Here is a 16,092-nt window from a genome sequence, read left to right on the forward strand (position 1 = left end):
TTATTGATTATTATTGATAGCTGTTGAGTGCTGTAGCTGTAACGATTGTGGTTGAATATCAAAACCATTTACTAATGCAGCTAAGTTACTGTTAGTAATGTTTAAATCTGTAATAACTCGAGCCTGCTCAATAACGAGTGCTAGCTCATCAGTGGCTGCGATAATCACATTATTAAATTGTGCGGTATTGTTTTGATAACCACGTTCAACCGCCTGCGTACGTGCTTTTGCTTGAGTAAGTAGGCTAGTTGTATAGCGAGATAAGCGTTGGCTTAAATTATTCCGTTCAACCAGCAGGGCATTAACGTTAGCATTCATTTGGTTTAGCAATAGATCTCGCTGGGATTTTGCTGCGCCCACTTGATATTGGGCTGCCGCATAATGATGATCTTGACGATTATCAGTAAATAGCGGTAAATCCATGGTGAGATATGCACTAACGAGATCAGAGGCAGGTTTGCCCGACATGCCATTGGCTTGGCGAGAGGCATACATAACTTCAATGCCAAATTGAGGTTTGTAGGCTTGTTGGCTAATAGCGACTTGGGTTTCATTTGCAGCAATAGCACTATTGGCAATAAGTACCAGTGGATGTTGTTTTAGTAATGAATAATGTTGGGTAGTGGCCGTTAAACGCGGCATTAATTGGTTAAGATGTTGCCAAGATAACTGGTTTGATGCTTGGACTATTGTTTGATTGGTAAGCCAATCTGCACCTAGCCATTCAGACAGTTGTGCCATGATGCGATGTTGTGTTTGTAGATTTGTTTGTAATTTATCTTCTATCTTAATAAGTTGCAGCTTAACTTGGAGTGAATCTTGCGCTTCACCACTACCGATAGCGTAATTAGTGTTGGTGACGTTAGCTAATTCGGTTACCAGACGATGGTTACGTTGTAAGGTACGGTAAACAGATTGTTGATAGCCCAATTCTAACCACAACTGCGTCATCTTATTGGTAATATCAAGCTCACGAACCGCTTGTTGAGTACCAATAGCCTGTGCTTGAATCTCACCTTTTTGTTGCTGTAAATCAAGAGTGTTACCACGGTCAAATTGTTGCATTAAGCCAATTGATAGCGTGGTCATTGGATCAGTATTAAGAGAAAAGCTATCTGTAGGCAAACCACCGACACCCAGTTTTAACTTGGGATCAGGTAAGCTGTTGGTGCCTAAACTGGTTTCATGCATTGCCCGTTGTTGAGCACTAATTTGAGCTATATTGGCATCGTTCTTAATCGCTTTAGTGATCAGTCGTGTCAATTGTTGCGATTGCTGTGTGGTTGCCGCAACTGTTTTTGGTGATGCAAACAGAGTTGCAGGTGTTATTGCGCTAGCAGTGATAGCCAGAACTAGCATAGAAGTTGTAACGTTCATAACGTAATCCAATCTTCCATAAGCAAAGATAAAACAATAGTAGTGATGATCTAATTATTATTACGTAGTTAGTTAAGTAATAATGGTCAAGAACAGCATTGAATTAAATAAAACTTATGGTGATCTTAGATCTGCTGCAAAATAATTAAATACAGATCATAAGATGCAATTAATCTATCACGGACAAAATGATGTCGTGAGTAAAAATAGATTAAACGGATTTATGCTATTGGAGGACGATATAACGTTGGAGTAGTGGTATTTAATTGATGTGTTTTTTCTATCGCGATGAGCGTTAGATTTGATGGCTGAGATAAGTGTTCAAATTGGCTCGGGAGAAAAGCAATATTACTTAAACATGCAACAGAGCAGCAGTTATCAATCCCGCCCATTTTATCGCAATGTACTGTTGATTGTTGTGCTTGGTGGTGTTGATGAGGTGTCATTGATTCATCATCACAGCAATCCATCGGTAATGACATTGTCATCATCGAGTTATTCATACCAAGCATTTTTATCGACATTAAAGGCGCACTAAAAGCAACACTTGATAGCAATAATGCTATAAGTGTAAAGCTTGTAATCCAGATTGTGTGAAGACGTTTGATATACATCTTAAGCCTTTAATTAAAGTTAAGTTACAATTATATGCGATAATCACAGTAAAGGGTCAAGTATTAATTGTTATTTAGACGGTGAATGAGCGCATAAAATGGCAAATATAGTGCGTTAATATGTTTAATATATTACTAGTCTATTTTTTATGATTAATTATCAACCATATTTATCAGAAATAGTTTAATAAATTAAGCTGCGGTTTATTCACCCCACTGGTTTTTCTTGCTAATCTGTAATCATTATCGATAGCATCTATTGTTTTGGCTATTGTTCACTCAGAAGGTAATCTTGTTTGAATCATTTTGTTTGGGATGTTAATCCAATACTGGTGTCATTCTTTGGTTTAAAGATACATTGGTATGGCGTGCTATTTGCGCTCGCTATTACGTTTGGCTTCCAAGTTATGAAGTCAATTTATGAGCGTGAAAATAAACCTGTTGAAAGTTTAGATTCATTACTGATGTATGCCGTAGTTGGTATCATTGTTGGCGCTCGATTATTTCATGTTGTGTTCTACGATCCAGATTATTATTGGGCACACCCTGCGAAAATCTTTGCAGTGTGGGAAGGTGGACTGGCAAGTCATGGTGGTGGCTTAGGTTTAATTATTGCGGTTTACTATTACAGTAAAAAGTATGCTATTGACCGTATGTGGCTTCTTGACCGATTAGCAATAGCAACTGCATTATTTGGTTTCTTTGTCCGTTTTGGTAATTTCTTTAACTCGGAAATCTTAGGTACACCAAGTAGCCTGCCATGGGCGGTCGTATTTGAGCGTGTTGATTTAGTACCACGTCATCCGGTTATGCTTTATGAAGGCTTTTCTTACTTAGCAATATTCTTCTTATTATTTGCTTTATATAGAAAAACTGATATTGGTAAGTATAAAGGATTGCTATTAGGTTGGTTCTTAGTGCTGGTGATGACAGTACGATTCTTATTAGAATTTATCAAGGTACACCAAGCGGATTATTCAACTGATATGGTAATTAATACTGGTCAGTTATTAAGTATTCCATTTATTTTAGTGGGTATCTATTTGGTAATAAAAGGCCAAAGAGAGCGTCATTTAGAACACGCTAAAAATAGTTAATGTAATGCTTTAAAAGCAGATAATAGCAAGCCGATCATCTGATCGGCTTTTTTTTATCTTGCATTCCATCTTTATTTAATAAGCTCAGTAATGAACGTTGAGTAACGATAATACCAACTTGCACCAGTGTGTATTTAAAAATAACAAACTCTCAGAGGCATACGTTAATGCTTAAACACTACACTAAGTTAGTTATAGGTGATGTAAAATGTAAATCTACTTAATAAGACGCTGCATATTTGAGGTCATTAATGCGGTGATGGAAAGTAAAAAGTTACTTTTATTATAATAGGAGTAATTGAATAATATTCTTAACAAGAAAATGAAATGAAAAATAGTAGTAAAAACAAATAAATGGGGTGAATAGTGACAGTGGCTTAAACGAAAAAACCGCCAATAAATGACGGTTTTTATTATGCTTTAGCGGTTGCTTTAGTGGAAAGGATACCAGAACAAGGTTGTTGATTGATAACGATGTAGAATCCCTAATCCAAGTACAATAACAATAATAGCTAAAGCAATAATGTCATTTTTTGTCATTGGTTTTAAGCTATACCAAGTACGTTTTTTATTACGGCCAAAACCACGCAGTGTCATCGCATTAGAAATCACATCGGCACGATCCAAGCTTGAAAAAATCAGAGGTCCCAAAATCTTAGCAACATTACGAATACGTGTAATGACAGGTGCTTTCTTTGAAATATCTACACCACGCGCTTGTTGAGCATGCATGATATTGGTGAAATCTTTCATCACTTCAGGTAAATAGCGCAACGTTAAACTTACTGCATACGCAATACGATAAGGTACACCTAACTTATTTAAGCTAGCTGAAAACTCTGTTGGGTGAGTGGTGAAAACAAACACTAATGCAATCGGGAACATACTGAAATATTTAAGGGTAACAGTCAGTAAGTAAAATACAGTCTCAAGAGTTATATTATAGTGCCCAAGAAGATGTACTAGCACCGTGGTTGAATGCATGTAATCGGTACCTTGTTGAGGGGCAATCAAAAACATAAATAAAGCATTCATTAATAACACCACCGCAGTACCTACTAAGAGAGGTTTATAGACTGCAAATGGAATTTTAGTCGCTTTTAATAGCAATAATCCAACAATGATTAATCCACAAATAACCCGCAGATCAAAGGTGAGTAATACCATAGTTACCCACGCCATAAATAACACAAACTTGGTAATACCGTTTAAAGCGTGAAGCCAAGAGTTGGTGTTGACATAACTAATGCCAAATTTTAAATGTTTGCTTTTCATGGTTATTTATTTTTTAGTTCGTGGGCGATAAAACAGCGAATAAATTGATCGATATGTTCAATACCAATAGCTTGTGCTAATGAATATAAGCTAGTAACGGTTAAGTTAGCTTGATCCAGTAATGCTGGCTGGCTAAAAATATGGTTCACTTTATCATCGGTAAGTAAACGATTATCAGCAATCACAATAGCGCGTTGGGTATATTCAAGTACCAAGTGCATATCATGTGAAATAATCACAATGGTTAGCCCTAATTTTTGATTCAGTTCTTGAATAAAGGCCATCATAGCGGTGTAGTGATGGTAATCTTGGCCAGCAGTGGGTTCATCAAGAATCAATAGCTCAGGTTCCAGCACCAACATCGTTGCAATAGTTACTCGTTTTTTCTGACCAAAGCTTAATGCATCAACAGGCCAGTGGTGGTAGCGTCCTAGACCACAAAGTTTAAGCGTTGCTTCTACTTTTATTTTAATCTGATCTTCATCCATACCACGGTTACGTAACCCTGATGCCACTTCGTCAAAAATCATATGGTGCGAGATCATATGATTAGGGTTTTGCATCACCACACCAATATGTTGACTACGCTCAAAAATAGATTGATTAGCTAAATCTTTACCATTAAGGGAAATAGTGCCGCTATCAGCTTCTAACACGCCCATAATTAAGCGAGTGATGGTTGATTTACCAGAGCCATTTTTTCCCATAATGGCAACAAATTCACCTTTATGAATATCAAAGCTGACATCATCTAAGGTATTACGAACTCCATCATAAGAATAACTGAGGTTGTTAACGCTTAATAGCACCTCATTGATAGGATCTAGCTGCGGTTGCTTAACCTGATGGAACCAATCTTCAAGTTGAGGCTTGAATTTATTTAGATTGATTGTTGAAAAATAAGCGGGCTTATCTTCAGCAGTGATCGTACATCCCGCTGCTTTAATTGCAGAGATATATAGCGGCTCACGAATACCATGTTGTTGTAATAATGGGCTAGCTAATAGTTCGTCAGGGGTCATATCTGCAATGATTTCACCACGCTCCATCATGATAATGCGGTCAATTGGGCGGTGTAATACATCTTCTAAACGGTGTTCAATAATGATCACTGTTTTATTTGAATCTTTATGTAGATTATCAATGATTTCAATTGCCGCTTTACCTGTTTTGGGATCAAGGCTTGCAAGAGGTTCATCAAATAATAAAATATCAACGTCATCAACCATGACACCCGCCATAGAGACACGTTGTTTTTGACCGCCACTTAAGTCAAACGGAGAGTGATCTAAAATACTGTTTAAATCGACCATATTGGCAGTTGCTTGCACAATTTCACGCATTTTTTGTTGTGGAATCATTTGGTTTTCAAGCGCAAAAGCAATATCTTCACCTACACTTAATCCCACAAATTGACCATCTGTATCCTGCAATACAGTACCAACCATACTGGTGCAGTGATCAAGATCTAATGTGTGCGTATTTTTACCATTAATATATAATTCGCCACTGCAATCACCTTTAATTGCATGAGGAATCAGTCCATTAAGGCATTGACCTAATGTTGATTTACCACAACCACTTGGACCAATAAGCGCAATTTTTTCGCCTTTATTAATCGTCAGGTTAATATTCTTAAGGGTTGGGTTTTCAAGTGCCCAATATTTAAACGAAAAGTTATTAAAGACGATACTCATGATTAATAAGCCTCTTTTAGGTTAAAGCTTTGCTGCTTACGCTTAGCTACCGATGTCAGAATTAAATGACCTACAAAGGCGATAATAACGGTATTACTTAATGCAATAATAACTAATTGTACGAGTACTTTAGTAAACGGTTCGGCATAGAGAACGGCATCAAGAAAAGCAGAACAGCCATAGCCAACGACATTGGCAACAAAGGCAAGTAGCACGAATAGGCTAAAATCAAGTTTAGAGAAGCATCCCATTTCTAAACGGCCGCGAGTAAGAATAGGATAAAGGCCGATAATTAAGCCAACAATGCCTGAGCCCAGTTCCCATGTAAACCATACACCCCAACCAGCAAATAGGTCTGTCACCCAATGGCCAATAATACCAACAAGAAAGCCAACCAGAGGACCGAAGAGAACTGCAAATAAGGCTAAAACAGCCATTGCAGGTTTTAGGGTGGTGTTAGCAAAAACAGGGATACCGAACATAGGTAAACCACCGATGCCATATAAGGCTGCACCAATTGCAATAACAACAACTGTTTTAGCAGAAAGACTCATAACTTAACCTTGTTAACTCAGCCATGGAGACATTTAGCCATCAATGACATGCAATAATTGGATTATATTAGTGCTTATGGTTGTAATCATCGTGTTACAGATTAGACAGGCCATGCCAATTAGCAGAGTACCGTGATAGTAATTACTATCCTTTGTGGTAACTCAGCATTAATAATCCATTATTAAGCAGGAGCGGTGTAAGTCTTTTCAATATGAAAACGGAGTATATCGTAAGTGTGAAACCAAAAGCGGCGCTATGATAGCGTAATCTTTCACGGAAAGGAATGCTTTACATCTAGACGGCTAAAGAATAATCAGCCATGAGTTTATCTTATCAAATATAGGTTAATAAACTGTTATAGCTTACTGATTTGGCTGTTTTTTATCATGCTATTGTTAGTATATGTACAGACTGGTTTTTTGGGGCTTTATTTTTATTATAAAATAGACAATAATCGAACAACGGTCATTATTTTACAGCGCGTAAAAAATAGATAACTGTAAACTGTCAAGTCTTAACTTTATGTGAAACTTTGCACTGAGACACAGAATCAGTATAAGGTTCATGGTTTAGTTAAGGTAGAATTATAAGTATTAGTGAGTTAGCTGTCCCGCCATTGTGGCAGGGTGCAGAGCCAAATCATATTGGAGATACAGCTTGATTAATGTATTCCTTGTAGATGATCACGAACTGGTTCGCACAGGGATCCGACGTCTTCTTGAAGATGTCCGTGGTATTAAAGTGGTAGGGGAAGCCATCAGTGGTGAGGAAGCCGTAAAATGGTGTCGAAGCAATCATGCCGACATTATTCTTATGGATATGAATATGCCAGGTATCGGTGGTCTTGAAGCTACCCGTAAAATTTTACGCTTCAATCCCGATGTTAAAATTATTGTATTAACCGTACATACTGAAAATCCGTTTCCAACTAAAGTTATGCAAGCTGGTGCTTCTGGTTATTTAACCAAAGGTGCTGGGCCTGATGATATGGTTAACGCTATTCGTATGGTTAATAGTGGTCAACGGTATATTTCATCTGAAATTGCTCAACAAATGGCTTTAAGTCAGTTCGCGCCAGATTCAGAAAATCCATTTAAAGAACTGTCAGAGCGTGAGTTACAGATCATGATGATGATCACCAAAGGACAAAAAGTTACCGATATATCAGAGCAATTAAGTTTAAGCCCTAAGACTGTAAATAGTTACCGTTATCGTTTATTTAATAAGTTAAATATTAGTGGTGATGTTGAGTTAACACATCTAGCGATTCGTCATGGCATGCTTGATACCGAGACATTATAGTGTCTAATCATGCCGATGATACCGTTTTTGATGCTCAAAGTTTTCTCAAAACGGTAACTCACCAACCTGGCGTCTACCGTATGTATGACGCCAGCGGTGAAGTTATCTATGTTGGTAAAGCAAAAGATCTCAAAAAACGCCTAGCAAGTTATTTTCGAACTAATGTCGTGGGCGAAAAAACGCGCGCGTTAGTTAAAAATATTTGTAAAGTTGATGTGACGGTTACTCATACTGAAACTGAAGCATTGATCCTTGAACACAATTATATCAAACAGTATTTACCTAAATATAATGTCTTATTGCGTGATGATAAGTCTTATCCTTATATTTTGTTAAGTGCTAGTAAACATCCTCGGCTATCTATTCATCGCGGTGTTAAACGTCGTAAAGGTGAGTATTTTGGCCCTTATCCTGATGTTTCTGCTGTTCGCGATAGTTTGCATCTCATGCAAAAAATATTTCCGATTCGCCAATGTGAAGATTCCGTTTATGCTAATCGTAGTCGTCCTTGTTTAATGTATCAAATTGGTCGTTGTTCTGGTTCTTGTGTTAAAGGATTAGTCTCTGATGATGATTATCAACAGCAAGTGCAATGGGTACGATTATTTCTACAAGGTAAAGATCGACAAGTGATCAATACCATGGTGGAAAAAATGGAGCAGGCGAGTATGACTCTTGATTTTGAACGCGCAGCTGTATATCGCGATCAAATTCAAGCGCTCCGTCGAATTCAAGAGCAACAATTTGTTAGTCAAGATAATGAAGATGACTTAGATGTTATTGGTATTGCTCATCAGAATGGGATGGCGTGTATTCATGGGTTGTATATTCGTCAGGGTAAAATTTTAGGTAGCCGCAGTTATTTCCCTAAAATGCCCATTGGTGCATCGTTAACGGAAGTGTTATCAAGTTTCGTTACTCAGTTTTATTTTAATCAAGCTGAGGGTCGTGTTATACCGAGTCTTATTTTATTAAGTGAAGAACTTGGCGATGATAGTGACGCCATCTTAGCGGCTTTATCTGAACTTGCTGGCCGTAAAATTACGATTAAATATCATCCACGTGGTACACGAGCAAAATACTTACAATTAGCAAAAACGAATGCAGAAACTGCGTTAACGAGTAAATTAAACCATCGCATGACAATGCAGGAGCGTTTTTTTGCACTGCAACAAGCATTAAACTTAAAACCTATCTCTCGAATGGAATGTTTTGATATTAGTCATACCATGGGTGAAAAAACCGTGGCATCTTGTGTGGTGTTTAATCAAGAAGGGCCATTAAAGCAAGAATATCGTCGCTATAATATCTCTGGGATCACGGGGGGAGATGATTATGCAGCGATGGCACAAGTATTAGAACGTAGGTATAGTAAAAATATGGAATTAGATAAAATTCCAGATATAATTTTCATCGATGGGGGTAGAGGTCAGCTTTCAAGAGCGTATGATGTTGTTAGACCTTATATTGCAGAGTGGCCCAAACGACCAATGTTAGTGGGCGTTGCAAAGGGTACTACTCGAAAACCAGGGCTTGAGACATTAATTTTCGTTACGGGTGAAGAATTGTCTATGCCAAGTGACTCTCCCGCGTTACATTTAATACAACACATCCGTGATGAAAGTCATGATCATGCGATCAGTGGTCACCGAGCCCAGAGAGCAAAAGTGAGAAAACGTAGTACACTTGAAGATGTCGAGGGAGTTGGACCTAAACGACGTCAGGCTTTATTAAAATACATGGGTGGAATGCAAGAACTGAAAAAAGCAAATAAAGAAGAAATAGCTAAAGTACCTGGTATCAGTTTAGCTTTAGCGGAAAAAATAGTCGATGCATTGCAACATGGTTAGTCTGTCGCTTTGAAGGTCATCATTGCTTCAGTACTTTATTGGTTAAATTTACAGAAAAGGCACACTCTTTTATTTTTTTAGAGTAGTCTAGATCGTACGTTAGACCCAGATCTTGAACATAAGAATAAAATTATGCGTTTATCAATCCCAAATATTTTAAGTTTTATCCGACTCATTCTTATTCCATTTTTTGTTATCACCTTTTATTTACCCTATGAATGGTCAGCATTTGCTACTGCGTTAATCTTTTGGATTGCTGGCGTAACAGATTGGTTTGATGGTTATCTTGCGCGTAAGCTTAATCAAACAACCCGTTTTGGCGCTTTTATTGATCCTGTTGCTGATAAATTAATGGTTGTTACTGCGATGGTGTTAGTTGTTGAGCACTACCATACTTTATGGGTAACTGTTCCGGCTATTACGATGATTGGTCGTGAAATTATTATTTCAGCATTGCGTGAATGGATGGCAGAGTTAGGTAAACGTGCAAGTGTTGCAGTATCGTGGGTAGGTAAAGTAAAAACAGCATCACAAATGTTTGCCTTATTACTATTACTATGGCATCCACATCAATATGTCGTATGGCTAGGTTATGCATCGCTTTACATTGCAATGGTATTAACTTATTGGTCAATGGTGCAATATCTTAAAGCTGCAAAAGGTGATTTGTTAAACGCAGATAATCACTAAGTAATTTATTAATAAATAAAGAAATGGCGAGCTAATTAGCTCGCCATTTTTGTTTATATTATTAGATAAAAGTGTATTGATTAACCATAAAGCTCTATACATTGTTCAATATGAGTCATTGAATCAGTTTGTTGTTGAAACCAATTAAGCTGCTGTGATAATTGAGTCACACTACCAATAATAATTAATGCAGGACTAGCTGCCTGTTGAGCAAGTATATCTATTTGGGCTAGCTCTCCCGTTAGTACTCGCTGGTGGATTGTTGTGCCACGCTCAATAATTGCGATAGGTGTAGTAAGTGACATACCATAGGCGCTTAATTTATGACGAATAACACTGCTTTGATTCAACCCCATATAAAACACTAGCGTATGCTTAGCGCGCGCTAGTGATAGCCAATCTATTTGATCTTGACCTTGTTTTAAATGTCCCGTGATAAATTGTACACTTTGAGCGTGATCGCGATGGGTTAATGGAATTCCTGCATATGCCGCACATCCAGATGCAGCTGTGATTCCTGGAACAACTTCAAATGGAATATTGAATGGCAATAAAGCCTCTAATTCCTCGCCGCCACGACCAAAAATAAACGGGTCACCACCTTTTAAACGGACCACTTGTTTACCTGCTAAAGCATGTTCAACTAATAAATTATTTATTTGTTGTTGAGGTACGCAATGATTTCCTGCCTGTTTACCAACAAAAATAAGCTGGCTATGTGGTCGAAAGAGCGCAATTATTTCATCTGAGACTAAACGATCATAAATAATGGCATCAGCCTGTTGAATTACACGCAGTGCCTTTACTGTTAGTAAATCAGGATCACCAGGGCCAGCACCAACAAGGATCACTTTTCCGATCTTAGTTGGAGTCGATAAAGCATATAAAGTGTCTGATGTGTGCATAAGTTTACTCCAAGGAGGCTGTGTCATTATGGTCTGCATGATTACATTGACTGCTGTGCTTGAGCATCAGTTGTTGTTGATTGAATTATTGGACGTTGTGATTTTGGTGTTGTAAACCAATAGCCTAGGCCCATAAATACCACGCCAGAAATTGTATTACCGATAGTTACCCACAATAAGTTATGTCCGATACCCGCTAGCGTAAATGCATCCTTATGATCGCCAAACCAAGATAAAGCAAAAATAGTCATGTTAGCGATTGAGTGCTCAAAACCTGAAGCAATAAAAGCCAGTAAACACCACCAAATAGCAATAAATTTAGCAGAACCTTCAACCCGTTGGCACATCCAAATAGCTAAACATACCAGCCAGTTACAAAGAATGCCTTTGAACAGTAGTACAGATGCTGGCGCAGCAGTTTTTGCCATAGCAACATTATTTAATAAGCTATTACCGTCATTTAAAAGGTGTCCACCACCGGCATAAAAGAAAAGTAGAGCAACACCTACAGAGCCTAAAAGGTTACCCATCCACGTTTGGGGTAATACCCGTAGCGTATCAGAAACGGTAATTTGGCCTGTTTTTACACCAAAAGTTAAAAACATAGTGTGTCCAGTGTAAAGCTCAGATCCTGCAATAATGACTAACGTTAAAGCAATGCCAAATGTCGCTCCCATAACAAGAGGTCTAATACTTGGATCAACCATATTACCAAGTGTAAAAATTAAAATAATGCCCAAACCGACATAAGCGCCAGCCATTGCAGAACTTAACCAAAAGCCTAGTTTTTCTGTTTGTGCAAATTCAACAATACGAGCTGCATTAGCAGAACATTTTTTTATGGTGTCAGCGTACATACGTTTTCCCTGTAATAATTAAAACTGTTTGTCATAGGTTAAATCGGTTAATTAGCCGCTAGAGGATTAACCTATGGCAAAAGAGTTTGGCAATGACTGCCAAACTCATTACTGCTCTAATTACAAACTGACTTGTACTTGACCTTGCTGTACTTGAATTTGATAACAAGCAACTTTGATCTCAGGCTGCTCTAGGCAATGACCATCAATTAGTGAGAAGCGTTGTTTTTTGAGTGGGCTTGCAACCCAAAGTTGATTTTTATGTTGACAAATAATTCCACGAGAAAGCACATTTGATTGTGCAAATGGGTCTTTATTATTGAGAGCAAATAGTTGTTCACTATGATCAGGACGAAAAATAGCGACTTGCTGATCACCAACGAGTGCACAAATGCCTGTACCTGGAATCAAATCATCAAGATTACATACGGAAATCCACTGACTCATGCTTTTTCCTCCAATGAAATAATAAAGGTTGTATCTTGCTGATGACTTATTGCTTTTTCTTTAACTGTTGCAGGGCGGTGTTGTTCGCGTTCTGGTACAAAAATAACGTTATCATCACGTTCATTGCTATTAATAAAGTGGGCAAAACGTTTTAGTTGCTGTTCATTGCTTAACGTGGCTTGCCATTCACAGTGATAGCTAGCAATTAATCGTTCAGCATCCGCTTCAAGTTGCTTATTAAGGCCTAACTTATCATTGATGATAACCTCTTTAAGGTAATCAACTCCGCCATCTAAGCTTGTTAACCATGTTGAAGTGCGTTGTAATTTGTCAGCTGTACGAATATAAAACATCAGGTAACGATCGATATATTTAATTAAGGTTGCAGTATCAATGTCTGCAGCAAATAGATCTGCATGACGTGGTTTCATGCCACCATTTCCACCAACATACATATTCCAACCAGCATCGGTAGCAATAATGCCTAAATCTTTACCCTGTGCTTCGGCACATTCACGAGTACAGCCTGAAACACCAAATTTCATTTTATGTGGGGTACGAATACCTTTATAACGATTTTCAAGTTGAACCCCTAAACCAACGCTATCTTGCACACCAAAACGACACCAAGTACTACCAACACAGGTTTTTGCCATACGCAGTGCTTTAGCATAAGCCTGGCCTGTTTCAAATCCAGCATCAATAAGGCGTTGCCAAATCTGTGGTAAATCATCTTTTTGCGCACCAAATAAACCAATACGCTGTGCGCCAGTAATCTTAGTGTAAAGCTGATAATCATTAGCAATTTGTGCTAGCGCTAATAATCCGGCAGGAGTAACTTCACCGCCAGCCATACGTGGAATGACAGAGTAGCTGCCATCTTTTTGCATGTTGCCAAGAAAAATATCATTAGTATCTTGCAATGGTGTGTTTTGAGGCGTGAGGGCGTATTCATTCCAGCATGAAGCAAGGATAGATCCTACTGTTGGCTTACAAACTTCACAGCCATAACCTTTACCATATTTAGCAAGTAAGGCTTCAAAAGATTTAATTTCTTCTACGCGAATAAGATGGAATAGCTCTTGGCGAGAATATTCAAAGTGTTCACAAAGGTGGTTTTTAACTTCAACACCCGCTTTTGCAAGTTCACTATTAAGGACTTGGGTTATTAATGGTAAACAACCGCCACAACCTGTTCCTGCTTTGGTAACGGCTTTAATCTCACCAAGAGTGGTATAACCGTCAGTAACGGCAGCAGCAATCTTACCTTTAGTAACGTCAAAACATGAACATATGACAGCACTTTCAGGTAGTGAATCAACACCCATTGCCGGTTTTTCTGCGCCAGCATGAGCAGGAAGAATTAAGCTATCAGGATTCTCTGGTAATTCGATATTATTTAATTTTAATTGTAATAAATTACCGTAGTCTGCGGTGTCTCCAACTAACACAGCACCTAAAAGTTGCTTGCCGTCTTCTGAGACAATAATACGTTTATAAACGTCTTGTTGTTCATTAAGGTAAACATAGCTTTTACTGTTTAGTGTACGGCCATTTGCGTCACCAATACTGCCTACCTTTACGCCTAATAATTTTAATTTAGCGCTCATATCAGCGCCTTCAAAGGCATGAGATTCACCGAGCAAATGACTAACTGCAATTTGTGCCATTTTATAACCTGGCGCAACTAGGCCAAAGAACATGTTATTCCATGAGGCACATTCACCAATAGCATAGATATCATTATCTGAAGTTTGGCAGTAGTTATTAATGGCTATACCGCCGCGACTGCCTAACCCTAAATCACAATGACGAGCGAGTTTATCTTGTGGGCGAATACCTGTAGAAAAAACAATAAAGTCGACTTCAAGTGAGGTACCATCTGCAAATGTTAATGTATTTCGTGCATGTTCACCTTTAGCAATAATTTCTTGAGTATTTTTGCCTGTATGAACCACAACCCCAAGTTGTTCGATTTTTTTTCGAAGTTGTGCTCCACCATGTGGATCAAGTTGTTCAGCCATAAGTACAGGCGCAAACTCGATTACATGTGTATCAACACCTAATGCTTTTAGTGCTCCAGCGGCTTCTAATCCAAGTAATCCACCACCAATGACAACGCCACTTTTACTGTGTTTAGCAGTAGCTTCAATGGCTTTTAAGTCTTCAATAGTACGATAAACAAAACAGTCTTTTGAATCGTTTCCTTTAATTGAAGGAACCCAAGGGTATGACCCTGTCGCCATGATCAGTTTATCGTAATGAACTTCACGACCACTGTTTGAGTAAATGAGTTTTTGATCACGGTTAATGGTAATAGCACGCTCACCTAATAGGACGTTAATACCATATTTTTCGTACAAACCCTGCTTAACAAGTGATAGCTCTTCTGCTGTGTGATGAGAAAAATAAGACGAGAGGTGAACTCGATCATAGGCAACGCGTGGCTCCTCACAAAAGACCGTAACGTCATATTTATCCATATCAGCTTTATCGATTAGTTCTTCGATATAGCGGTGACCAACCATGCCGTTACCAATAATCGCTATTTTGACTTTGCTCATAAATCCTCTTAACAACATCGTGAATTACAATAATCTTATTGAGAGTTCTGCAGAATAAATATGATGCAAATCAAATCGAACTTTAAATAACCCTAAAGAGGTATGCTTTAAAATCAGGTGATTAGCTGTATATATTCACTTCTAACGAAGAGGGACATAGTATTAAAGAAGGGTATTTTAGTTATAATATTTTAGGTTAATGACGATTAACCATTTTGTTTATAATTATTAGTGCCACCAGTATAAATGGTTAACCGTAGGTAATAATAAGGTGGATCTTGGTACTTTGTTATAAAAAACGAATGAGTGTCATGAGAGTTGATAACCGTTTAATGTAGAACGGTTATTTAAATATGAGTGGTTTTTGATCAGAAACGGGCTGATTTTTAGGTTGATGTAACGGAAAGTAACCACTTAAATAAAAAGTCATAATTTTTCGTTGACTCGGCTCGTAAAATCAGTAAATTACACCACATACCGCAGCGGGTAACTCGCTAAGGTTAGTAGAGAATATGATTCTTTACATTATGGCGCGTTGGCAGAGTGGCTATGCAGCGGATTGCAAATCCGTGTACCTCGGTTCGACTCCGGGACGCGCCTCCATTCTCTATGAGAATATGCGACACTAGCTCAGCTGGTAGAGCGCAACCTTGCCAAGGTTGAGGTCATCGGTTCGAACCCGATGTGTCGCTCCAAATTAAAAGATATTGCTGAAATAGCGGTATTTACAGATGGTGTCTTACCCATCGCAAGAAATTGCGTGCCCTGGTGGTGGAATTGGTAGACACAAGGGATTTAAAATCCCTCGGCGTTCGCGCTGTGCCGGTTCAAGTCCGGCCCGGGGCACCATCTATTACGTTGT

Annotated in this window: 13 protein-coding genes and 3 tRNA genes; 7 read left to right on the top strand and 9 right to left on the bottom strand. The window is 38.3% G+C overall.

The genetic code is table 11. The annotated features are described in order from the left end of the window. Nucleotides 1–1,377: a TolC family protein gene (locus tag OC457_RS05630; RefSeq protein WP_080174789.1), complete on the bottom strand. Its 1,377-nt coding sequence runs from the start codon at nt 1,375–1,377 to the stop codon at nt 1–3. Nucleotides 1,378–1,598: 221 nt separating this feature from the next. Next, on the bottom strand, nt 1,599–1,991 hold the full coding sequence (locus tag OC457_RS05635; RefSeq protein WP_080174790.1) for a hypothetical protein: 393 nt from the start codon (nt 1,989–1,991) through the stop codon (nt 1,599–1,601). A gap of 296 nt (nt 1,992–2,287) precedes the next feature. Here OC457_RS05635 and lgt point away from each other — a divergent pair, with 296 nt between their 5' ends. Then, nucleotides 2,288–3,088 carry a prolipoprotein diacylglyceryl transferase gene (gene lgt / locus OC457_RS05640; protein ID WP_080174791.1) on the top strand — a complete coding sequence of 267 codons (801 nt, stop codon included), beginning with the start codon at nt 2,288–2,290 and terminating at the stop codon, nt 3,086–3,088. A gap of 432 nt (nt 3,089–3,520) precedes the next feature. Here the strand turns inward: lgt and OC457_RS05645 are convergent, their stop codons facing one another. Genes OC457_RS05645 through OC457_RS05655 form a run of 3 tightly spaced genes read right to left on the bottom strand, consistent with a single transcriptional unit; the run spans nt 3,521 to nt 6,614 of the window. Next, entirely contained in the window at nt 3,521–4,363 is an 843-nt protein-coding gene (locus OC457_RS05645; protein WP_080174792.1) for an energy-coupling factor transporter transmembrane component T family protein, read from the bottom strand. 2 nt (nt 4,364–4,365) lie between these two features. Continuing rightward, the gene (locus tag OC457_RS05650; RefSeq protein ID WP_080174793.1) at nt 4,366–6,060 is read right to left on the bottom strand and encodes an ABC transporter ATP-binding protein; all 1,695 of its coding nucleotides are present in this window, start codon (nt 6,058–6,060) and stop codon (nt 4,366–4,368) included. A gap of 2 nt (nt 6,061–6,062) precedes the next feature. Next, nucleotides 6,063–6,614: an ECF-type riboflavin transporter substrate-binding protein gene (locus OC457_RS05655; RefSeq protein ID WP_080174794.1), complete on the bottom strand. Its 552-nt coding sequence runs from the start codon at nt 6,612–6,614 to the stop codon at nt 6,063–6,065. A 658-nt stretch (nt 6,615–7,272) separates the two neighbouring features. Between OC457_RS05655 and uvrY the strand changes: the two genes are divergently transcribed. The 3 genes from uvrY to pgsA all read left to right on the top strand — a co-directional run bounded on the left by uvrY (nt 7,273) and on the right by pgsA (nt 10,457). Beyond that, entirely contained in the window at nt 7,273–7,917 is a 645-nt protein-coding gene (gene uvrY, locus OC457_RS05660; RefSeq protein WP_080174795.1) for a UvrY/SirA/GacA family response regulator transcription factor, read from the top strand. A gap of 80 nt (nt 7,918–7,997) precedes the next feature. After that, on the top strand, nt 7,998–9,767 hold the full coding sequence (gene uvrC, locus OC457_RS05665; RefSeq protein ID WP_235866943.1) for an excinuclease ABC subunit UvrC: 1,770 nt from the start codon (nt 7,998–8,000) through the stop codon (nt 9,765–9,767). A gap of 132 nt (nt 9,768–9,899) precedes the next feature. After that, nucleotides 9,900–10,457: a CDP-diacylglycerol--glycerol-3-phosphate 3-phosphatidyltransferase gene (gene pgsA, locus OC457_RS05670; RefSeq protein ID WP_080174797.1), complete on the top strand. Its 558-nt coding sequence runs from the start codon at nt 9,900–9,902 to the stop codon at nt 10,455–10,457. A gap of 80 nt (nt 10,458–10,537) precedes the next feature. Here pgsA and cobA read toward each other — a convergent pair whose 3' ends face one another. The 4 genes from cobA to nirB form a co-directional block, all read right to left on the bottom strand. Further along, on the bottom strand, nt 10,538–11,362 hold the full coding sequence (gene cobA, locus OC457_RS05675; protein ID WP_080174798.1) for a uroporphyrinogen-III C-methyltransferase: 825 nt from the start codon (nt 11,360–11,362) through the stop codon (nt 10,538–10,540). Nucleotides 11,363–11,403: 41 nt separating this feature from the next. Continuing rightward, nucleotides 11,404–12,219, bottom strand: a complete 816-nt coding sequence (gene nirC, locus OC457_RS05680) for a nitrite transporter NirC (protein WP_080174799.1) — start codon at nt 12,217–12,219, stop codon at nt 11,404–11,406. A 120-nt stretch (nt 12,220–12,339) separates the two neighbouring features. Next, complete coding sequence (gene nirD / locus OC457_RS05685; protein ID WP_080174800.1) at nt 12,340–12,666, bottom strand: nitrite reductase small subunit NirD; 327 nt, start codon at nt 12,664–12,666, stop codon at nt 12,340–12,342. After that, a complete protein-coding gene (gene nirB, locus OC457_RS05690) occupies nt 12,663–15,230 on the bottom strand; it encodes a nitrite reductase large subunit NirB (RefSeq protein WP_080174801.1) in 2,568 nt (855 codons plus the stop codon). The genes nirD and nirB overlap by 4 nt, the downstream gene beginning before the upstream one ends. Before the next feature lie 529 nt (nt 15,231–15,759). Between nirB and OC457_RS05695 the strand changes: the two genes are divergently transcribed. The 3 genes from OC457_RS05695 (at nt 15,760) to OC457_RS05705 (ending at nt 16,079) form a co-directional block, all read left to right on the top strand. Continuing rightward, nucleotides 15,760–15,833 (top strand) — tRNA-Cys (locus OC457_RS05695). Nucleotides 15,834–15,849: 16 nt separating this feature from the next. After that, nucleotides 15,850–15,925, top strand: a tRNA-Gly gene (locus tag OC457_RS05700). 67 nt (nt 15,926–15,992) lie between these two features. Next, nucleotides 15,993–16,079, top strand: a tRNA-Leu gene (locus OC457_RS05705). Nucleotides 16,080–16,092: the final 13 nt, after the last annotated feature.

Origin of the sequence: Photobacterium toruni (assembly GCF_024529955.1) — a bacterium.
GTDB classification, from domain to species: domain Bacteria; phylum Pseudomonadota; class Gammaproteobacteria; order Enterobacterales; family Vibrionaceae; genus Photobacterium; species Photobacterium toruni.